This window comes from Streptomyces katrae (assembly GCF_000717655.1).
Taxonomy (GTDB): Bacteria; Actinomycetota; Actinomycetes; order Streptomycetales; family Streptomycetaceae; genus Streptomyces; species Streptomyces katrae_B.
The window spans coordinates 164,457-184,874 of the sequence record NZ_JNZY01000011.1 but is presented as its reverse complement, the minus strand read 5'-3'; the positions used below and the strand labels follow the sequence as shown (position 1 = coordinate 184,874).

General features: G+C 73.0%; 20 protein-coding genes. 14 read left to right on the top strand and 6 right to left on the bottom strand.

The window, feature by feature from the left end; genetic code table 11:
• Positions 1 to 45 precede the first annotated feature (45 nt).
• From IF09_RS0117050 to IF09_RS0117035, 4 genes are all read left to right on the top strand, one after another.
• Positions 46 to 1,131, top strand: coding sequence for an S-(hydroxymethyl)mycothiol dehydrogenase (locus tag IF09_RS0117050; protein WP_030296560.1), 1,086 nt, complete (start codon positions 46 to 48; stop codon positions 1,129 to 1,131).
• A gap of 436 nt (positions 1,132 to 1,567) precedes the next feature.
• Complete coding sequence (locus tag IF09_RS0117045) at positions 1,568 to 2,878, top strand: alpha/beta fold hydrolase (protein WP_030296558.1); 1,311 nt, start codon at positions 1,568 to 1,570, stop codon at positions 2,876 to 2,878.
• A gap of 42 nt (positions 2,879 to 2,920) precedes the next feature.
• The gene (locus tag IF09_RS0117040) at positions 2,921 to 3,685 is read left to right on the top strand and encodes a PIG-L deacetylase family protein (protein ID WP_030296556.1); all 765 of its coding nucleotides are present in this window, start codon (positions 2,921 to 2,923) and stop codon (positions 3,683 to 3,685) included.
• Positions 3,686 to 3,742: 57 nt separating this feature from the next.
• Positions 3,743 to 4,576, top strand: a complete 834-nt coding sequence (locus tag IF09_RS0117035) for an enoyl-CoA hydratase/isomerase family protein (protein ID WP_030296554.1) — start codon at positions 3,743 to 3,745, stop codon at positions 4,574 to 4,576.
• Here IF09_RS0117035 and IF09_RS0117030 read toward each other — a convergent pair.
• Genes IF09_RS0117030 through IF09_RS0117020 form a run of 3 tightly spaced genes read right to left on the bottom strand, consistent with a single transcriptional unit; the run spans position 4,563 to position 7,477 of the window.
• On the bottom strand, positions 4,563 to 5,360 hold the full coding sequence (locus IF09_RS0117030; protein ID WP_030296552.1) for a hypothetical protein: 798 nt from the start codon (positions 5,358 to 5,360) through the stop codon (positions 4,563 to 4,565). The genes IF09_RS0117035 and IF09_RS0117030 overlap by 14 nt on opposite strands.
• A gap of 36 nt (positions 5,361 to 5,396) precedes the next feature.
• Positions 5,397 to 6,296 carry an SDR family oxidoreductase gene (locus IF09_RS0117025; protein ID WP_030296551.1) on the bottom strand — a complete coding sequence of 300 codons (900 nt, stop codon included), beginning with the start codon at positions 6,294 to 6,296 and terminating at the stop codon, positions 5,397 to 5,399.
• 50 nt (positions 6,297 to 6,346) lie between these two features.
• Positions 6,347 to 7,477: a hypothetical protein gene (locus tag IF09_RS0117020; RefSeq protein WP_030296550.1), complete on the bottom strand. Its 1,131-nt coding sequence runs from the start codon at positions 7,475 to 7,477 to the stop codon at positions 6,347 to 6,349.
• A gap of 207 nt (positions 7,478 to 7,684) precedes the next feature.
• Between IF09_RS0117020 and IF09_RS0117015 the strand changes: the two genes are divergently transcribed.
• From IF09_RS0117015 to IF09_RS0116980, 8 genes are all read left to right on the top strand, one after another.
• Positions 7,685 to 8,662, top strand: a complete 978-nt coding sequence (locus tag IF09_RS0117015) for an NADPH:quinone oxidoreductase family protein (protein WP_030296548.1) — start codon at positions 7,685 to 7,687, stop codon at positions 8,660 to 8,662.
• Entirely contained in the window at positions 8,659 to 9,852 is a 1,194-nt protein-coding gene (locus tag IF09_RS0117010) for an acyl-CoA dehydrogenase family protein (protein ID WP_030296546.1), read from the top strand. Before IF09_RS0117015 ends, IF09_RS0117010 begins: the two co-directional genes overlap by 4 nt.
• The gene (locus IF09_RS0117005; protein WP_030296545.1) at positions 9,849 to 10,961 is read left to right on the top strand and encodes an acyl-CoA dehydrogenase family protein; all 1,113 of its coding nucleotides are present in this window, start codon (positions 9,849 to 9,851) and stop codon (positions 10,959 to 10,961) included. Before IF09_RS0117010 ends, IF09_RS0117005 begins: the two co-directional genes overlap by 4 nt.
• Before the next feature lie 164 nt (positions 10,962 to 11,125).
• Positions 11,126 to 12,358: an FAD-dependent oxidoreductase gene (locus tag IF09_RS0117000; protein ID WP_030296543.1), complete on the top strand. Its 1,233-nt coding sequence runs from the start codon at positions 11,126 to 11,128 to the stop codon at positions 12,356 to 12,358.
• Between the two features lie 71 nt (positions 12,359 to 12,429).
• On the top strand, positions 12,430 to 13,671 hold the full coding sequence (locus IF09_RS0116995) for a cytochrome P450 family protein (RefSeq protein ID WP_030296541.1): 1,242 nt from the start codon (positions 12,430 to 12,432) through the stop codon (positions 13,669 to 13,671).
• 61 nt (positions 13,672 to 13,732) lie between these two features.
• Complete coding sequence (locus tag IF09_RS0116990; protein ID WP_030296539.1) at positions 13,733 to 14,281, top strand: GNAT family N-acetyltransferase; 549 nt, start codon at positions 13,733 to 13,735, stop codon at positions 14,279 to 14,281.
• Positions 14,282 to 14,340: 59 nt separating this feature from the next.
• Positions 14,341 to 14,706, top strand: coding sequence for a tyrosinase family oxidase copper chaperone (locus IF09_RS0116985; protein WP_030296537.1), 366 nt, complete (start codon positions 14,341 to 14,343; stop codon positions 14,704 to 14,706).
• Positions 14,707 to 14,749: 43 nt separating this feature from the next.
• The gene (locus IF09_RS0116980; protein WP_030296535.1) at positions 14,750 to 15,613 is read left to right on the top strand and encodes a tyrosinase family protein; all 864 of its coding nucleotides are present in this window, start codon (positions 14,750 to 14,752) and stop codon (positions 15,611 to 15,613) included.
• A gap of 132 nt (positions 15,614 to 15,745) precedes the next feature.
• Here IF09_RS0116980 and IF09_RS0116975 read toward each other — a convergent pair whose 3' ends face one another.
• Both IF09_RS0116975 and IF09_RS0116970 read right to left on the bottom strand, forming a co-directional pair.
• Entirely contained in the window at positions 15,746 to 16,024 is a 279-nt protein-coding gene (locus IF09_RS0116975; RefSeq protein ID WP_030296533.1) for a chaplin, read from the bottom strand.
• 82 nt (positions 16,025 to 16,106) lie between these two features.
• Positions 16,107 to 16,448, bottom strand: coding sequence for a hypothetical protein (locus IF09_RS0116970; protein WP_158709995.1), 342 nt, complete (start codon positions 16,446 to 16,448; stop codon positions 16,107 to 16,109).
• 140 nt (positions 16,449 to 16,588) lie between these two features.
• Between IF09_RS0116970 and IF09_RS0116965 the strand changes: the two genes are divergently transcribed.
• Positions 16,589 to 18,055: a carboxylesterase/lipase family protein gene (locus IF09_RS0116965; RefSeq protein ID WP_051832561.1), complete on the top strand. Its 1,467-nt coding sequence runs from the start codon at positions 16,589 to 16,591 to the stop codon at positions 18,053 to 18,055.
• Here the strand turns inward: IF09_RS0116965 and IF09_RS0116960 are convergent.
• A complete protein-coding gene (locus tag IF09_RS0116960; RefSeq protein ID WP_078613298.1) occupies positions 18,033 to 19,277 on the bottom strand; it encodes an alpha/beta hydrolase in 1,245 nt (414 codons plus the stop codon). The genes IF09_RS0116965 and IF09_RS0116960 overlap by 23 nt on opposite strands.
• 258 nt (positions 19,278 to 19,535) lie before the next feature.
• Here IF09_RS0116960 and IF09_RS0116955 point away from each other — a divergent pair, with 258 nt between their 5' ends.
• Positions 19,536 to 20,417 (top strand): alkaline phosphatase family protein, encoded by an 882-nt coding sequence (locus IF09_RS0116955; protein WP_030296526.1) that lies wholly within the window; start codon positions 19,536 to 19,538, stop codon positions 20,415 to 20,417.
• The last annotated feature ends 1 nt before the right edge of the window (position 20,418 follow it).

Genomic DNA, 20,418 nt, shown 5'->3' with positions numbered 1-20,418 from the left:
GTACGTTCGTTGATCCAGACAGATCCGATCAGAGTGGGGTACGACGTGACGCATCGCGTACGAGGGGTCATCGCCCGGAGCAAGGGCGCACCGGTGGAGACGACGACGATCCTCGTGCCCGACCCCGGGCCCGGCGAGGCCCTGGTCAAGGTGCAGGCCTGCGGGGTCTGCCACACCGACCTCCACTACCGCGAGGGCGGCATCAACGACGAGTTCCCCTTCCTGCTCGGCCACGAGGCCGCCGGGATCGTCGAATCCGTCGGTCCGGACGTCACCTCCGTCGCGCCCGGCGACTTCGTGATCCTCAACTGGCGTGCGGTCTGCGGCACCTGCCGCGCGTGCAAGCGCGGCCGCCCCTGGTACTGCTTCAACACGCACAACGCCACGCAGCCCATGACCCTCGAGGACGGCACCCCGCTGTCCCCGGCGCTCGGCATCGGCGCGTTCGCCGAGAAGACCCTGGTCGCGGCCGGCCAGTGCACCAAGGTGGACCCGGCCGCCGCGCCGGCCGCCGCCGGACTCCTCGGCTGCGGGGTGATGGCCGGCCTCGGCGCCGCCCTGAACACCGGCAACGTCGGACGGGGCGACTCCGTCGCCGTCATCGGCTGCGGGGGAGTGGGGAACGCGGCCGTCGCCGGCGCCCGCCTCGCCGGCGCGGCCCGGATCATCGCCGTCGACCTCGACGACCGGAAGCTGGAGTGGGCGCGGGGCCTCGGAGCCACCCACACCGTCAACGGCCGTACCGAGGACGTGGTCAAGGCCATCCAGGGGCTCACCGGCGGGAACGGCGCGGACGTGGTCATCGACGCCGTGGGCCGCCCCGAGACCTACCAGCAGGCCTTCTACGCCCGCGACCTGGCCGGGACCGTGGTCCTGGTCGGCGTGCCGACGCCGGAGATGAAGCTCGAACTCCCGCTCCTCGACGTCTTCGGCCGCGGCGGCGCCCTCAAGTCCTCCTGGTACGGGGACTGCCTGCCCGAGCGCGACTTCCCCCTCCTCATCGATCTCTACCTCCAGGGCCGCCTCGACCTCGACGCCTTCGTGTCCGAGACGATCCCGCTCGACGGCGTCGAAGCCGCCTTCGCCCGGATGGAGCGCGGCGAGGTCCTCCGCTCGGTGGTCGAGTTCTAGGGGTGTCGTCAAAGTCCCGTCCCCGGCTACCGCTGGGAGGTTCCCCCGGGCCGGCGGGGCCCGGCACGCGTGCTCGCCGCGTCGTCTTCGGTCGGCGACGCGAGCGTCGCCTCCTCCCCCTGCCTTCGGCGGGGGGACCCCCACCTCCGCCTTGCGATCACCCGTACCAGACCCCGCCGGCCCCGCCCTCACGGGCGGACGACGCTACTTCGACGACACCCCCTGCACCCGCCCGGCCCGGCCCCGATGTCCGCACACCGGGGCCGGGCCCCGCCCGCGCCGTCGGGCGGTTTGCAAGGCCCCGCGCCTACGGCCGCGCAGCCGCCGGTAAGGTGCGGGGCGGCCCGGAGGTCCGTACTACACTCGGCCGGGCCGCCACACCCGTGACCCGGTCGCGATCCGCCCGGGGCAGCAGCCGCACACCCAGGGGCCGTTCGTGACCGTCGACCGCAGTTACCGCCAGCCCGGTGTCGTCCTCACCGACCACCGCTTCACCGTCCCGCTCGACCACGCCCGCCCGGACGGCGAGCACATCGAGCTGTACGCCCGCGAGGCCGTCGCCACCGGCAAGGACCCGGAGACCCTGCCCTGGCTGCTCTACCTGGAGGGCGGCCCCGGCTTCGGCGCCCGCCGCTTCGTCGGCCGGCAGGCCTGGCTGGAACGGGCCCTCACCGAGTACCGCGTCCTCCTGCTCGACCAGCGCGGCACCGGCCGCTCCACCCCCGCAAGCCGGCAGACCCTGCCCCTGCGCGGCACCCCCGAGCAGCAGGCGGAGTACCTCGCCCACTTCCGCGCCGACTCCATCGTGCGCGACGCCGAGGCCATCCGCCCCGGCCTCACCGGCGGCGCGCCCTGGACCGTACTCGGGCAGAGCTTCGGCGGCTTCTGCACCACCCACTACCTCTCCACCGCCCCCGAGGGCCTGACCGCCGCCCTGATCACCGGCGGTCTCCCGTCCCTGACCGCCACCGCCGACGAGGTGTACGAGGCCGCCTACCCCCGCATCGAGCGGAAGAACCTGGCCCACTACGCCCGCTACCCGATGGACGTCGAGCGCGCCCGCCGCATCGCCGACCACCTTCTGCAACGCCCGGCCGAACTCCCCGGCGGCTACCGCCTCACCGCCACGGCCTTCCGGTCCCTCGGCATCCTGCTCGGCACCGGCGACGGCAGCCACCAGCTGCACCACCTCCTCGAGGACGCCTTCGTCCCGACCGTGTCGGGCCCCGCCCTCTCCGAAGCCTTCCTGGAAGGCGTCCGCGGACTGCTCTCCTTCGCCGGGCACCCCCTCTACGCCCTGCTCCACGAGCCGATCTACGCCCAGGACCCGGCCGCGCCCACCGCCTGGGCCGCCGAACGGGTCCGCGCGGGCCGGCCCGGTTTCGACGCCGAGAAGGCCCTCGCGGGCGACGGGCCCCTGCTCTTCACCGGCGAGACCATCCACCCCTGGCACTTCACCGCCGACCCCGCGCTGGCCCCGCTGCGCGAGACCGCCGAGCTGCTGGCCGCCCGTACCGGCTGGCAGCCCCTGTACGACCCGGCCCGACTGGCGGCCAACGAGGTGCCGGTGGCCGCCGCGGTCTACCACGACGACATGTACGTGGACACCGCGCACTCGCTGCAGACCGCGCGGGCCATCCGGGGCCTGCGCACCTGGGTGACGGACGAGTTCGAGCACGACGGCCTCCGCGCCGGCGGCCCCCGCGTCCTCGACCGCCTCCTGGCCCTCGTGCGCGACGAGGTCTAGAACGCCGCTTCCGGCGCGCGGGGTGCGTCTATTGTGCGACGCATGACCGAACAACTGGATCAGCCCGCGCCCCTGGAGCCCATGCCCACCGACTGGCAGCGCGCCCTCGCGGTGGTCGCCCACCCCGACGATCTGGAGTACGGCGGCGCCGCGGCGATCGCCGACTGGACGGACGGCGGCCGCGAGGTCGTCTACCTCCTGGCCACGCGCGGCGAGGCCGGCATCGACACGATCCCGCCCGAGGAGTGCGCCCCTCTGCGCGAGGCCGAGCAGCGCGCGAGCGCCGCCGTCGTCGGGGTCTCCACCGTCGAGTTCCTCGACTACCGCGACGGCATCGTCGAGTACGGCCTCGACCTGCGCCGGGACATCGCGGCCGCCATCCGCCGGCACCGCCCCGAACTGCTCATCACCCTCAACCACCGCGACACCTGGGGCCGCCAGGGCGGCGGGGGCTACTGGAACACCCCCGACCACAAGGCCGTCGGCCGGGCCACCCTGGACGCCGCCGCCGACGCCGGCAACCGGTGGATCTTCCCCGAGCTCCTCTCCGAGCAGGGCCTGGAGCCCTGGAACGGGGTGCGCTGGGTCGCGGTCGCCGGGTCCTCGACGCCGACACACGCGGCGGACGCGGGGCCCGGCCTGGAGCGCTCGATCAAGTCGCTGATGGAGCACAAGGCGTACATCGAGGTGCTCACCGACCAGGACCCGGAGGAGTACTGCCGTAACTTCCTCACCGGCTTCGCCCAGCAGGCGTCGGTGCGCTTCGGCGGCCGCCCGGCGGTGACGTTCGAGGTCTTCTCGCGCTGAGCCCACGCCCCTAAACTGACGGCTCATCAGTTCTCGTCAGGGGGGCGGGCCGGCTCGGTGATCGACACCATCGGCAACGACATCGCGGAGGGTGAGGAACGCATCCGTCTGGAGGTCGCGGACGGGATCGCGGTCCTCACCCTCTGCCGCCCCGACCGGCTCAACGGCTGGAGCTGGGAGGCCACCCGCCAGCTGGGCCTCCTCGCGGACCGGATCCGCTTCGACCCGGCCGTACGGGTGGTCCTGCTGCGCGCCGAGGGCCGGGCGTTCTGCGCGGGCATCGACGTGACCGCCCCCGGCGGCGACATCGCGGGGGCGACGGCCGCCGAGCGGACCCGCAACTACTACGAGGGCATCCGCTGGGTCCACGAGCGCTTCGCCGTGCTCTCGCGGCTCCCGCAGCCGGTGGTGGCCGCCGTGCAGGGCTACTGCCTCGGCTTCGGCTTCGAACTGGCCCTGATGGCCGACCTCCGCATCGCCGCCGAGGACGCCGTCTTCGCCCTGCCGGAGGCGCAGCTCGGCGTGGCGGTGGACGCGGGCGGTGACCTGAGGATCGCCCGCGAGACGGGCGCCGGCTGGGCCAAGTTCCTGGCGCTGACCGGCCGCCGCATCGACGCCGCGACGGCGCACCGCCTGAACCTGGTCCAACTGCTCGTCCCCCCGGCCGAGCTGGACGCCGCGGCCCGTGCACTCGCGGCCGAGATCGCGGCCAACGCCCCCCTCGCCGTCCAGGGCATCAAGCGCGCGATCGACGCCTACGCGGACGCCGCCCTGGCCCCGGCGCTCGACCGCGTGGCGATGACCGCGGCCCTCACCCTCACCTCCGAGGACTGCCGCGAGGGGTACACCGCCAAGGCGGCCCGCCGCCCGCCGCACTTCAGCGGAGGCTGAACACGGGCCGGGTCGAGAAGTCCCCGCACATGCCCTCGCCGTCCGGTCCGTACGCGAACTCGGCCATGGACGGGTTGCGGTTGGCGGTGGCCAGTGGCAGCCACGCGAGCAGGTCGCCGTATCCGCCGCAGACGGCCTCGCCGCCGTCACCGCCGTGTGCCGCGGCCGGGTCGGTGCTCAGCTCCGTGCCGTAGCTGTCGTACGCGATGTGCAGCCCGAAGGCGTTGGGTTCGTGCCGCAGGCCGCCGCCACCGTAGGACGGCTCGTCCAGGGGGCACTCGTTCCCCCACCGGAACAGGGTGCCGGCCCCGGCCCCGCACGCATGCTCCCACTCGTCGGCGCTCGGCATCCGCAGCCCGCGCACCGCGAGCGCCGCCGGCGTCCCGGCCGGGCACTCGGTCAGGGCCTCGTCCTCCACGGCCATGAGCACGGTGGCCAGTGTCGCGGTACGGACCGGGCTGAGCACCTCGGCGAGATAGTCCTTCAGTTCGAGCTCGTACCCGTACCCCTCCGCCCGGCTCTCCTCGTAGTCGGCGGCCTGCGCGGGCGTCGGCACCCAGGCGTCGAGATCGAACCCGAGCCGCACCGCTCCGCCGGGTATGAGGGCGAACTCCCGCCCCTCGCGCTCGATGCGTACGCGGTGCAGGGGCCCGCCCAGATGTTCGACGGTGTCGAGCAGCACCACCCGGCCGCCCGCCTGCGCGGCGGCCTCCTGGGCGATGCGCCCGGCGGCGGCCTGGCCGAGCGTACGCCAGTAGGCAAAGGTCAGATCGGCGAGAGACATGGAGGGATCCTCGCAGCAGCCACTGACAACCACCGCTCAGGGGGTGAACGGGCCGCGGCCCAGCTGGGTGCGGACCGGGACCACCTCGGGGTTGACCAGGGCGCGGCGCTGCCAGTTCGCGCCGTCGACCACCAGCGTGTGGCCGGTGATGAACCGGGCGAAGGGGGAGGCCAGGAAGGTGGCGGCCCAGCCGAGTTCGCGCGGAGCGCCGACGCGCAGGGCGGGCTGACGGGAGCCGTGGTCGTCGGGCGCGGCGCGTTCCAGGCCGTCGCGTATGTCCTCGGTCATGTCGGCGTGCGGGAACAGGCCGGGGACCAGCCCGTTGACCTGGATGCCGTACGGGCCCCACTCGACGGCGAGCGTCTCCACCAGGTTCTTGACCCCCGCCTTTGCGGCCGCGCTGTGGGCGAAGCCCGGTCCGCCGGTCCAGGCGTACGAGGCGCCGATGTTGACGATGGAGCCGGCTGTCGCGGCGGCGAGGTGGCGGCGGCCGAACTCGCGGGTCATGAACCAGGTGCCGGTCAGGGTGATGTCGACGACCGCCCGCCAGGCGCCCGGGGACAGCTCCTCCGCCGGGGAGGGGAAATTGGCGGCGGCGTTGTTGACCAGGACGTCCGGCAGGCCGAGGGCCGCCTCCGCCGCGTCGAAGACCTCGGCGATCCGTTCCGGGTCCCGGATGTCGCAGACGGCGGCCGTCACCCGGCCCGCGCCGGGAACGGCCGCCAGTTCCTCCTGCGCCGCCTTCAGCTGCTCGGCACGCCGGCCCGCGATCACCAGGTCCGCGCCGAGCCGTGCGAACTCGGCGGCGATGGCCTTGCCCAGCCCGGTCCCGCCGCCGGTCACGAGGACCCCCCGCCCCCCGTACGTTCCGGGGGGCAGGGCGGCCGTGCCGAGCGGCGGGGGCGCGGGCAGCCCGCGCGGGGTCTCGTCCGTCATGGGGGCATCGATAGCGCGCGGGCGCCGAGATCACCATGCCCGCGACGGGGTCAACTCTGCGGCGCGTACGCCTGCCTGCTCGCACAGGTCCAGATCACGGCGCTGCCCTTCATCGTCTCCCAGTCGTAGAACGTGCCGCCCACCCGGTCGTCGTCCGAGGCCGCGTACGCAGAGCTGCGCGAGTCCGGGCCGGTGCCCGCGGGGTGGGGGAGGGCCAGAGGGGCTCCCGTGCCCGGCCAGTACGCGGCTCGGAGGAAGTTGGGGTATCCGTCGACGAAGGTGACGGCCGAACCGACGGCCACGTTCGTGGCCGGGCTGAGCCCGTCGAGGGTCACGTGGTCGTAGCCCTTGACCCGGCCGGGGTCGTTCGGCAGGGCGTCGTAGGGCTTCTTCCAGACGGCCGGCTTGCGCTCCTGCCAGTCGCGGTAGCTGCGGTCCTCGTGGCCGACGACCCGGCCGCGGTCGTCGATGCCGGCCGCGGCCGTCCGGACCGTCCGGTCGTCCTCGGTCCACACCTGCAGGCTGTACGGCGGGTACCCGCCCCCGGCGGGCCAGACGACCGGGAAGGTCTTCCCCCTGAGCTGGTCGTCCTCCTCGTAGGACGTCTGCGCCGTGCCGACGACGTCCCCGCGCGCGTTGATCCCGCTCACCGAGACGATCCTGGTGCTCGGGTGGGCGTCCGCGGGCACGGGCAGCTCGCGCACCACGGCACCGTTCAGCCATTCCTTGGCGACGCCGCCCTCCACGCCGACGGAGCGGCCCGAGTCGTTGACGTCCGTCACCGTGCTCGAAGTGCTTCCGCCGCCGATCAGCCGGACCGCCGCCGCACCCTTCTGGTACGTGAACCCGTACGGGGTCTCGAAGTCGCCTGCGCGACGGAGGGTGCCGACCATCAGGCCCTTGGCGTTCACCGCCAGGACCTGGCCGGACACGAAGCCCTCGGGCAGCGGGACGGCGTGCACCGCGTGGTCGGCCGTCCAGTACGCGGGCAGTCCTACGCTTTCGCCGGCCACCAGGCCGCCGGCCCCGAAGGCCCGTACGGACCCGTGGGCCGGCGAGGGGCCCTCCGCGAGGGCCGGCAGCCGCAGGACGTCCGGCGTGCACGCGGCGCCGGCCGCCGCGGCCGGGGCGGCCGCCGTGATCAGACCGGCCAGAACGACGGCGGCAGCGGCCGCGGACATGCTTCTTCTCATGCGGTGGTCCCCCCTGGACTCAATTCGTGACGAGTGCACGCCACATGTTGCCCGACCGGGGGCGGAAGTGGCCGGATTGACGCGTGGTGTTTCGGTCCCGCCCCGAATCCGCTCCACCGGCGGTTCCCAGACGGGCAAGCGACCGCTTAGTATGCCCGCGGAGCGTGGTTCCTCGACGGCGGCTGGAGGCCCCGGATGCAGGCATGGCGAGTACATACCCCCGGCGAACCCCGAGAGGCCCTGCGCCTCGAGGAGATTCCCGAACCGGTCCCCGGCGAGGGCGAGGTGCGACTGCAGGTCCTCGCGGCGAACCTCAACTTCCCCGACGCGCTGCTCGTCCGCGGCCAGTACCAGATCCGCCCGCCGCTGCCCTTCACCCCCGGCGTCGAGATCTGCGGCCTCACCGACGACGGCCGCCGCGTCATCGCCACCCCGAGCCTGCCGCACGGCGGCTTCGCCGAGTACGTGATCGCGTCCGAACGGAACCTGCTCCCGGCCCCGGAGAGCCTGGGCGACGCCGAGGCCGCGGCCCTGCACATCGGCTACCAGACCGGCTGGTTCGGCCTGCACCGACGGGCCCGCCTCCAAGCCGGCGAGACCCTGCTCGTGCACGCCGCCGCCGGCGGGGTCGGCAGCGCCGCGGTCCAGCTCGGCAAGGCCGCCGGGGCCACCGTCATCGGGGTCGTCGGGGGCAAGGCCAAGGCGCGTACCGCCGAGGAACTCGGCTGCGACCTGGTGATCGACCGTACGACCGAGGACGTCGTCTCCCGGGTGAAGGAGTTCACCGGCGGGCGCGGAGCCGACGTGGTCTACGACCCCGTGGGCGGCGACTCGTACACCGCCTCCGCCAAGTGCGTGGCCTTCGAGGGCCGGATCGTCGTCGTCGGCTTCGCGAGCGGCAACATCCCCGCCCCCGCCCTGAACCACGCCCTCGTCAAGAACTACTCGATCCTCGGCCTCCACTGGGGCCTCTACGCGGCCAAGGACCCGTCCGCGATCCTCGCCTGCCACACCGAACTCACCCGCCTCGCCGCCGAAGGCGCCATCAAGCCCCTGATCAGCGAAGTCGTCGCACTCCCCGCCGTGGCCGATGCCGTGCAGCGCCTCGCCGACGGCGCCACCACCGGCCGGGTCGTCCTGGCCATGCCCCGGCAGCCGGGTGTGGCCCGATGACCGAGATCACCGCCGACCACCTGCTGACGCGCGTCCGGGGCCTGCTCGCCGCGCACCCGCCCGCCGACACCGACCGCACCGACTTCCTGCGGGCCCGCTTCGACGCCGGACTCGCCTGGGTGCACTACCCCGAGGGCCTCGGCGGACTCGGTGCGCCCCGCTCCCTCCAGGCCGCCGTCGACGCCGAACTCGCGGCGGCCGGCGCCCCCGACAACGACCCGCGCCGGATCGGCATCGGCCTCGGCATGGCCGCCCCCACGATCCTCGCGTACGGCACCGACGAGCAGAAGCAGCGCTTCCTGCGCCCCCTGTGGGTCGGCGAGGAGGTCTGGTGCCAGCTCTTCAGCGAGCCCGGCGCCGGCTCCGACCTCGCTGCGCTCGGCACCCGCGCGGTCCGCGAGAGCGGCTCCGGCGACTGGATCGTCGACGGACAGAAGGTGTGGACCTCCAGCGCCCACACCGCCCGCTGGGCCATCCTGATCGCCCGCACCGATCCCGCGCTGCCCAAGCACCAGGGCATCACCTACTTCCTGTGCGACATGCACGCCCCCGGCGTCGAGGTCCGGCCGCTGCGCCAGATCACCGGCGAGGCCGAGTTCAACGAGGTCTTCCTGACCGGCGTCCGCATCCCCGACAGCCACCGGCTCGGCGCCGTCGGCCAGGGCTGGGCGGTCGCCCGCACCACCCTGATGAACGAGCGCGTCTCCATCGGCGGCATGCGGATCCCGCGCGAGGGCGGCATGATCGCGCCCGTCGCCGCGGCCTGGCGCGAGCGGCCCGCCCTCCGTACCCACGCACTGCACCAGCGGCTGCTCCAGCTCTGGGTCCAGGCCGAGGTGGCCCGGCTCACCGCCGAGCGGCTGCGCCAGCAGCTCGCCGCCGGACAGCCCGGCCCCGAGGGGTCCGGCATGAAGCTCACCTTCGCCCGCCTCAACCAGGAGATCAGCGGCCTGGAGGTGGAACTCCTCGGCGAGGAGGGCCTGCTGTACGAGGACTGGACGATGCGACGGCCCGAGCTCGTCGACTTCACCGGCCGCGACGCCGGCTACCGCTACCTGCGCGCCAAGGGCAACAGCATCGAGGGCGGCACCAGCGAAATCCTCCTCAACATCGTCGCCGAACGCGTCCTCGGCCTGCCCCCCGAGCCGCGCGACGACAAGGACCTCGCCTGGAAGGACCTGGCCCGATGAGCGATGCCTTCGACCTGCTGTACTCCGAGACGGAGGAAGAGCTCAGGTCCGCCGTACGGGCACTGCTCGCCGACCGGTGCGCACCGGCGGAGGTGCTCGTCCGGGCGGAGACCGGCCGGCCGCACGACCCGGAACTGTGGCACACGCTCGCCACGGAGATCGGCACCGCCGGGCTGCTCGTACCGGAGAAGCTCGGCGGCCAGGGCGCCGGCCACCGGGAGGCGGCCGTGGTCCTGGAGGAGCTGGGGCGGGCCGTGGCGCCGGTGCCGTACCTGACGAGCGCAGTACTGGCGACGGAGATCCTGCTCGGGCTCGGCTGCGAGGCGCCGGAAGTGGCGCACCTGCTGGCCGAGTTGGCCGCGGGCCGGCAGGTGTGCGCACCGGCGCTTCCGCTGACGCAGGCCCCGGGCGCGCCACTGCCGGGCGCCGTACGGGACACCGGGGGCGGGGCCTTGACGGGCACCGTCGGCTCGGTGGCGGACGCGGTGGCCGCCGATGTGCTGCTGGTCCTCGCGGACACGGGGCTGTACGCGGTCCCGGCCGCGGAGGCCGCGCTGAGCCCGCTCGTCCCGCTGGACCTGACCCGCCCGCTCGCCACGGTGACGCTGGAGGGGGCCGCGGGGACCCGCCTCGCGGACCCGGCGACGGCCCGCGCGGCGATCGCCGGAGCACTGCTGTCGGGTGCCGGACTCCTGGCCTCCGAGCAGGTCGGGCTCGCGGAATGGTGCCTGACGGAGACGGTGCGGCACGTGCGCGGCCGCCACCAGTTCAACCGGCCGGTCGGCTCCTTCCAGGCGCTGAAGCACCGTCTGGCGCAGCTCTGGCTGGATGTCGCGTCGGCCCGGGCGGCTGCCCGCGCCGCCGCGGACGCGCTGGCCACCGGGGCCCCCGACGCCCCGCTCACGGTGGCGGTCGCCCAGGCGTACTGCTCCGGGGTCGCGGTCCGCGCGGCCGAGGAGTGCGTACAGCTGCACGGCGGGATCGGCATGACCTGGGAGCACCCGGCGCACCTGTACCTGAAGCGCGCCAAGGCCGATTCGCTGGCCCTGGGGACTCCGGGCCACCACCACGCCCTGGTGGCGGACTTCGCCGAACTCCCGTCTCCTTAGCGCCGGTCTCCCGGGCGATCGGGTTCGTACCGCGGCCGGGTGGGGAGGGATGCGGAGCGGCGACCGCGCCTCACGGCGCGGCGCCGTCGTTGCCGTCCCCGCCGCCGCGGGTGCGGTATACGTCCTGTGGGGCCTGCCCGATGCCGGCGAAGGGAGTGGTTGCCGTGGAGCGTACGGCCTGCTGTGTGGTGGGAGGCGGGCCCGCCGGGATGGTGCTGGCCCTGCTGCTGGCCCGGGCCGGGGTGGAGGTGACCGTCCTGGAGAAACACGGCGACTTCCTGCGCGACTTCCGCGGCGACACCGTGCACCCGTCCACCCTGTCGCTGCTGGACGACATCGGCCTCGCCGAACGGTTCGCCCGGCTGCCGCAGCGGCGGGTGACCTCCGTGCAACTGCCCATCGGGCCGGACCGGTCCCTCGTCACGGTCGGCAACATCGGGGCGCTGCACGGGAAGTACAACTACATCGCGATGGTGCCGCAGTGGGACCTGCTCGACCTGCTCGCCGACGAAGCGGGCAAGGAGCCTTCCTTCCGGCTGCGCATGGACACCGAGGCGACGTCCTTCCTGATGGAGCGCGGCAGGGTCGCGGGCGTGCGGTACCGCACGGCGGACGGCACCACGGGTGAGCTCAGGGCCACGCTGACCGTGGCCTGCGACGGCCGCGGATCCTTCGCCAGGGTGCTGCCCGAGCTCGGCCTGGAGGGCTTCCCGTGCCCGATGGACGCCTGGTGGTTCCGGCTGCCGCGCCACGAGGACGACCCCAGCGGCCTCGTGGGAGGCCTGGGCGAGCGGTTCTTCAGCGCGCTCATCGACCGCGGTGACTACTGGCAGTGCGCGGGGCTCATCCCCAAGGGGACCGATGCCGAACGCCGCGCCGAGGGCCTGGACCGCTTCATGGCCCAGTTCACGGACGCCGTTCCCTGGCTGGCCGACCGGGCCCACGCCGTCACCTCCTGGGACGAGGTCAAGCTGCTCGACGTACGGCTGGACCGGCTGCGCCGCTGGCACCGGCCGGGGCTGCTGTGCATCGGCGACGCCGCCCACGCCATGTCACCGGTCTTCGGCATCGGCATCAACCTCGCCGTGCAGGACGCGGTGGCCGCCGCCCGCTACCTCGTGGGCCCGCTGCTCGAGGGGACCGTGGGGCTACACGACGTACGCCGCGTACAGCGCCGCCGCATGCCCACGACGGTGGCGACCCAGGGCATGCAGCGCCTGGCCCACGCCCAGGTCATCGAGCCGCTGCTGGCCGGCCGCACCGCGTTCGGCCGTCCCCAGCGGGCCAAACGGCTCACCGAGCTCGTCACCGGCTCGCGGTGGCTGAACCGGGTGCCGGCCTACTTCATCGGGTACGGGGCGCTGCGCGAGCGCCCCCCGAAGGAATCGCTCCGGTGAAACGACATCCCGGATACCGGAACATATACGCTCAATCTCCGTAGAGAGGACGTTTCGCTTCGGGAGGCGACATGAGCGAACAGCCGGTCCTTCTGCCCTATGCCGACCCGGCCTTCGTCGCGGACCCCTTCCCGCTGTACCGGAAACTGCGCGAAGACGGCCCCGTGCGCCGCACCGTCATCGCGGGCGGCCTGGAGGCCTGGCTCGTCACCCGCTACGAAGACGGACTCGCGGCCCTGTCCGACTCCCGGCTCAGCAGCGACGTACGCGACGCCTCGGACACCCGCCTCCTGCGCCAGCTGCCCGCAACGGAGCGCGAGTCGATGCTGAGCAACATGCTCCGCAGCGACCCGCCCGACCACACCCGCCTGCGCCGGCTGGTCTCCAAGGCGTTCACCGCCCACCGCGTGGCCGCGATGCGGCCGCGGATCCAGGAGATCACCGACCGGCTGCTGGACGCGGTCGTCCCGGCCGGCCACGCCGACCTCGTCGCGGACTTCGCGCTGCCGCTCCCGGTCACGGTGATCAGCGAACTGCTCGGGGTGCCGGTGGACGAGCGGCACGAATTCCAGCACTGGACCGACCGCATGATCATGCGGGGCCCGGAGCTGCCGGATCCGGCCGTGGTGAACGAGGCGTGGCAGCACATGCGCGCGTACGTCACCGAGCTCATCCGGGACAAACGGGCAGACCCCGGCGACGACCTGCTCAGCGCCCTCATCACCGCCCGCGACGAGGAACAGCAGCTGACCGAGGACGAGCTGGTCGCCATGGTTTTCCTGCTGCTGGCCGCCGGATACATCACCACGGTCAACCTGATCGGCGGCGGCATCGCGATGCTGCTCGCCCACCCCGGCCAGCTCGACCTGCTGCGGTCCGACCCGGAACTGCTGCCGGGCGCGATCGAGGAGTTCCTGCGCTACGACGGCCCGGTCAGCCCCGGCATCGCGCGGTTCGCGCGCGAGGACGTCGAGATCGCGGGCGTGACCGTCCCGCGCGGCGCGACCGTGCTCATCGGCTCCGCCGTCGCCGACCGCGACCCGGCACGGTTCCCCGACCCCGACCGGCTGGACATCACCCGGCAGGACAACGCCCACCTCGCGTTCGGGCACGGCATCCACTACTGCCTGGGTGCCCCACTGGCCCGGCTGGAGGGGCAGATCGCCATCGGCACCGCCCTGCGCCGCCTCCCCGGACTCGCCCTCGCCGTACCGCCGGCGCAGATCCCCTGGCGCCCCGGCGGCCTGCGCGGCCCGCAGAGCCTGCCGGTGACCTTCACCCCCGGCGGCCCCGACCCGTCCCGGGGAACGTAGCTCCGGGACCCGCACCTGCCCCGCCGGCAGAGGGCCGCCGGCTGATCCCTATCCTCGCCGCATGATCCCCGTCATCACCCGGCTCGACGCCGCCCGACTGGCCGCCCACCGCGACGAACTCGCCGACCTCCTGCTCGCCGTGGTCCGCGGCGGATCGTCCCTCGGCTTCCTCGCCGACCTCGATCACGCGCAGGCGGCCGCCTGGTGGGATTCCCTCGCCCCCGCCATCGAGGACGGCTCCCTCGCCCTCTGGGTCTCCCGCAGTGGCGCGGGCCACGGCGGCGACGGCCGGATCGACGGCACCGTCAGCTGGTACCGCGAGTCCAAGCCCAACGGCCGCCACCGCGCCGAGCTGCGCAAGCTCATGGTGCATCCGCAGGCACGCGGCCGCGGCACCGCCCGCGCGCTCCTTGCCGAAGCCGAACAGGCGGCCGCCCGGGCCGGCGTGGTGCTGCTGTTCCTCGACACCGAGACCGGCAGCGGGGCCGAGCGGGTCTACCGTGGCGCCGGGTGGACGGAGGCCGGCACCATTCCCGACTACGCCACCGACCCGGCCGGCCGCCTGCACCCCACCACCCTCTTCTACAAGCACCCTGAGCAGCCGAGGTGACCTCGCCCGCCGCGCCGCGTTAGACCCCGTAGCGCGGACCACCGAGCGAGGGAGACCGCATGTACGCCACACCCGCCTCTGCAGCACCGTCCCGCCGTACGTTTCTTCGTACGGCCTTCACCGCGGCGGTGCTCGCAGGCACCGCCGCGGCCCTGGCGCCCGTACTGCGTGCCCGCCGGCCCCGGCAGACCGTCACCCCGGCGCCCCTCACCGAGGAGACGTACCGCGGCCGGCACATCGCCGTCGACCTCGCCGGGGTCCGTATCGACGGCCGCCCCCTGCACGTCATGCGCCGCGCAGACGGCAGCTACCTCAGCCAGATCAACCACTTCCAGTCCTTCGAGACCCCGCTGGAACTCGCCCGCGCAGCCGTCGACGAGCTCGGCACCAACCAGCTCGCGCTCGCAGCCCCGCAACACGGCTGACGGACGGACGGGACAGCGCAGAACGGAACGGGAGGAGCCCCGCATGTACACCCGGCAGAACCAGAGGAACCTGAACAGCGCCCAGAAGAAGCGCTTCACGGCGGCCGTGCTGGAGCTCAAGCGCAACGGTGCGTACGACGAACTGGTCCGTACCCACGGCAAGTACTTCGTGCCGGACAAGGACAGCAAGCTCCGCGTCGGGCACATGTCCCCGTCCTTCTTCCCCTGGCACCGGCGCTACCTGCTCCAGTTCGAGCGGCTGCTGCAGGGCGTCGACCCGGGCGTTTCGGTCCCGTACTGGGACTGGACCACGGACAGCAGCCCGGTCTCCTCCCTGTGGGCCGAGGACTTCCTGGGCGGCACCGGCCGTGAGAAGGACCGCCGGGTGATGACCGGCCCCTTCGCCTACGAGAAGGGCAACTGGGAGATCACCGTGGGCGTCACGGAGGCCCGCTTCCTCACCCGCAACCTCGGACGGCCGCAGAACCCGATCGCCCTGCCCACCGCGGCCGAGCTCCAGTGGGCGCTCGACGACCCGGAGTACGACACCTCGCCCTGGGACTCCACGGCGAGGGGCGGCGGCTTCCGCAACAAGCTGGAGGGCTGGGCCGCGCCGAAGAGCGAGCGCTGGCGCAACCACAACAAGGTGCACCAGTGGATCGGCGGCCACATGACGGGTGGTACGGCCCCCAACGACCCGGCGTTCTGGCTGCACCACGCCTTCGTGGACCTGCTCTGGGACCGCTGGCAGCTGAAGCACCCCGCCTCCGGCTATCTGCCCGCGGCGCCGCTCGAACTGGGAGACCTCCAGCGGGGCCGGGTGATCTCCCTCGACGAGCCGATGCCGCCGTGGAACATCACCCCGCGCGACATGCTCAGCCACCAGGGCATCTACCGCTACGAATGAGATCGGCTGAACAGAAGAGCTGAAAACAGAAATGCGCCAGCCGGACGGCTGAACGGGAGAAGGGCCCCCGCCGTACGGCGGGGGCCCTCAGCCCTCGGTCCTACCGGTCAAGCCGGCCGACAGGCGCAGCGGTCAGCCGCCGTAGCCCTCGGTGTGGTGCTCGCCACCGCCCGACGCGTTGACGCAGGTGTTGCCGAAGGCGGGGTTCAGCAGGGCGATCACGTTCACGGTGTTGCCGCAGACGTTGACCGGGACGTGCACCGGAACCTGGAGCAGGTTGCCCGACAGGACACCGGGGGAGCCGACCGCCGCACCGTGCGCTCCGGCATCGGCGACGGCCAGACCGGCACCGGCGGCCAGGGCGCTACCGGCAACAGCGGTGACGGCGACTGCCTTCGCGATACGCGACATCAAGATCTCCTCGTGAGATGGGGGTGCCACAGCCCGAGCTGCGGCATTTGACATGGCATACAACGCAGCGGGAGCCCAACGGTCACGGCCGCTGGGCCTTGGTGATGAAGGAAAACCGCACGGAGGCGAAATACGGCTCGATCTGGCCGCCGGCACCCGGCTGCAGGACCGCCACGACGTCACCCGTGCAGCCCGGCCCGCGGTAGAGGGTCGCGGTGCTGCGGGTGGTGTTGGTGACGGCCTTCTGACCGCCGCCCTTGGCCCCGACGCAGCCCTGCGGGTCGGTCAGCCCGTGGACCCTGTCGTCCTGGCCGACGTACTGGAAGTCGGGTCCGGCGGCCTGCGCCGTGCCCGCGGCCACGAGCAGGAGCAGGGGGACCGCGCCGGCCCGGGTGAAGCCGCGGACGCCGGGGTGGATACGCATGGATCGCATGCCCGGTCCAACCCGGCCCGCCCCCGGCCGGGTCACGCCTTGTCACCCGTCGCAGGCCTGTGCGACCGTGCCCGGTAGGCGGAACGGTGGATTCAGCGGATGCACCGGAGTCGGTGGAGGAGCGGAGACCGATGAACACAGCGGGCGGCAGCGGCCGGCCCCGGGTCAGGACCGGGTACGGCGTGGTGGAGGGCCGGACCGGGCCGGACGGCATCGCCGCCTTCCGGGGCGTCCCGTACGCCGCCCCGCCCGTCGGCGCGCTCCGCTTCGCCGCGCCCGAGCCCCCGGCCGCCTGGGACGGCGTACGCGACGCCGGCGCGTTCGGGCCCACCGCGCCCAAGGTGCCCTACCCGCCGAAGTTCGCCGCGCTGCTGCCCGACCCGGAGGTCCCCGGGGACGACTGCCTGAACCTCAACGTGTGGACCCCGGCCCCGGCCCCCGGAGCCCGGCTGCCCGTCATGGTGTGGCTGCACGGCGGGGCGCTCACCCGCGGCTCCTCAGCCGTCCCCGTCTACGACGGCGCGGCCTTCGCCCGTGACGGGGTCGTGCTCGTCTCCGTCAACTACCGCCTCGGCGTCCTCGGCTACGGGCTCTTCCCGGATGCCCCCGCCAACCGCGGCCTGCTCGACCAGATCGCCGCCCTGACCTGGGTCCGGGAGAACATCGAGGCCTTCGGCGGGGACCCCGGCCGCGTCACCGTCTTCGGCGAATCCGCCGGAGCCATCAGCGTCGGAGCCCTGCTCGGCGCCCCGCGGGCCGCCGGGCTCTTCGCCGGGGCCGTCCTGCAGAGCGGCGCCCCCGAGGTGCTGGCGCGCGAGAAGGTGCGCACGATGGTCCGGCGGATGGCCTCCCTCCTGAAGGTGCCGGCGACCGCGAAGGCATTCGCCGCCACCGCCCTGCCCGACCTGCTCGCCGCGCAGGGCGCCGTGCTGCGCCGTTCCGGCCCGCTCACCGGAGGACCCGCCTTCGGCCTGGTCACCGACCCGGAAACGCTTCCGGGCGACCCGCTCGGGGCCGCGGCGGCGACGGAGGTGCCGCTGCTGCTCGGCTGGACCACCGAGGAGTACCGGCTCTGGCTGGCCCCCACCGGCGCGCTGCGGGTCATGGACCGGCTCGGTCCGCTCACCGTGGCCCTGGCCCGCGCCCGCAGCGGCAAGGACCGGGCCGCCGTACGGGCGCTGCGCGCCGCCCTGCCCGGCGCGGGCCCGGCCGAGCTCGCCGGGCAGCTGCTGACCGACCGGCTGCTGCGCGACCCGCTGCGCCGGCTCGCCGGGGCGCGGCGGACCGCCCCGAGCTTCCTGTACGAGTTCGGCTGGCCCTCCGGCGTGCCGGGGCTCGGCGCGTGCCACGCCCTGGAACTGGGCTTCGTCTTCGACACGCTCGACGTGCCGGAGGCCTCCTGGCTGGCCGGGCCGGACGCCCCGCAGGAACTGGCCGACCGGATGCACGCGGCCTGGGTGCGCTTCGCCCTGACCGGGAACCCGGGCTGGGCGGCCTGGGACGGCAACGGCCCGCCGATGGTGTTCGGCGGGCCGCAGCGCGTGGAGTCGGTCGAACCGGCGGTTACACCGCCCGTTACTCCACCGGTCCTTCCATGACCTTGCTGATGAACTGGATGGGGCCCTCGCCCATGTTCGGCACGTAGGTCTTGGCGTTGTGCTGGCCGCCGGGGATGACCCTCAGGCTGGTGTGGATCGGCCCCTTGCCGTACGTGGCGACGAACTTCTGCACATCGGGCAACGTCTTCTTGTTGTTCTCGTTGTCGCCGACCTGGAAGGCGAGGTAGACGTCCGGAGCGCCCTTCTTGTCGATCATGGCCTTCGCCAGCAACTCCGGGTTGTTCTCGGCCTTCTCCTTCTCGTGGCCCTTCCACAGCGAGGAGTCGGGCACGATGTCAGGGCCGGAGCAGATCGCGGCCTTGAACTTGTCCGGGTGCTTGAGCACCGCCTTCAGGCTCGCGAAGCCGCCGGTGGAGGAGCCCATGTAGGCCCAGCCGTCACGGGACTTGACGGTGCGGAAGTTCGCCTTCATCAGGTCCGGGACGTCCTCGGTCAGCCAGGTGCCCATCTTGGGCTGGTCGGGGATGTCGGAGCCGTCCCAGTAGATGCCCTTGTCGTCCGGGCCCGGGTTCAGCACCGGCATGGCGAGGATGAACGGCTTGCTCTTGCCCTCGGCGTACCACTTGCTGATGCTGGTCTGGAGCCCCAGGTCGGTGCCCATCCAGTAGTTGCTCGGGTAGCCGGCGCCGCCGGGCAGGGCGATCATGACCGGGAAGCCGCTCTTGGCGAACTTCGGGTCGTTGTACTCCTTGGGCGCCCAGACCCACACCTTGCCCTTGAAGCCGGACTTCTTGCCGTCCAGCGTGGTGACGGCCACGTGCGTGCCGTCGGCCAGGGTCATCGAGTTCTTGAACTCGGACTTCGGGCCGGTGGGCATCAGGGCCTTGGAGTTGGCCGCCTGCTTCGCAGTGCCGTCGGCGCCGCCCGCCTGGCCGCCGCCCGCGGCCGGCTGGCCGAAGGAGATGTCCTTGCCCTTGTCGGTGAAGGGGGGTATCTCGAAGTGGTACATCACCCCGGCGGCTATGCCCGCGAGCGCGAGGACGGAGACACCCGCGATCAGCCAACGCCTGCCCCGGCGCGGTCGCCGCCGGTCGTCCTCGGGCTCCTCGTACCCGCCGTACGGCGGCTGCGGTGGCCCGTACGGGGGCTCGTGGTGCTGTGGGGGTTCGTACGGCTGCGCGTACGAAGTGCCGTAGGGCTGCTGCTGGTACTGCCCTTCCGACCGGTACGGCTGGTGCTGTCCGTCGGGTGAGTACGACATGTGCGGTTGCTCTCCGGCTGGTGCTGCCCCGTCGGGGGGTGGTCTCTTCTGTTCGAAGGATGAGCCTACGTGCTCCGTGGTTCCCCTTTTTCCCTGCTCTTGGGTTGACCGAGGGCTGGTCGTTGCCGAACACCCGGAAGGCCACCGGAGTTCCCGGTCTGTTCGCCGCACGTCCCTGGCCCATGCACATGCCCCTGGGTATGGTGCGTCCGCGCCGCCACCAAAACCCCCTGCCCGGAGGTATTTTCCGTGTTTGGCATGCCCTCATCACGGTCCCGCCGCAAGACCGCCCTCGCCACCGCCTTCGGCCTCACCGCCGCCGGTACCGCCCTGTGGGCCGGCATCGGCTCCGCCCAGCCCGCGCACGCGGCCGGACTGCCGGCCCCCGACCACGTCGTCGTCGTGGTCTTCGAGAACCACGCCTACAGCCAGGTCATCGGCAGCTCCAGCGCCCCGTACATCAACTCCCTCAAGAGCGGTGGCGCCAACCTCACGCAGTCGTACGGCATCACCCACCCCAGCCAGCCCAACTACCTCCAGCTGTTCTCCGGCTCCCACCAAGGTGTCACCGGCGACAGCTGCTACACGCCGGGCTTCAGCTCCGCGCCCAACCTGGCCTCCGAGCTGCTGGCCGCCGGCAAGACCTGGGCCAGCTACAACGAGACCCTCCCCAGCCAGGGCTCCACGACGTGCAGCAGCGGCAAGTACGCCCGCAAGCACAACCCCTGGTTCGCCTTCTCCAACGTGCCCACCAGCACGGCCAAGACCATGACCCAGTTCCCGACGGACCACACCACCCTCCCCAAGGTGTCCTTCGTCGTCCCGAACCTGTGCAACGACATGCACGACTGCTCCGTCGGCACCGGCGACACCTGGCTCAAGAACAACCTCAAGGCCTACGCGGACTGGGCCAAGACCCACAACAGCCTGCTCGTCGTCACCTTCGACGAGGACAACCGGCTCGCCGGCAACAAGATCCCGACCGTCCTCTACGGCCAGCCCGTCACCCCCGGCAGCACGTCGGGCACCACGTACAACCACTACGACATGCTGCGCACCCTGGAAGGCCTGGCCGGCCTGACCACCCACGCGGGGAACGCGGCCACCGCCAAGGACATCACGGGTATCTGGGCTTCCTGAG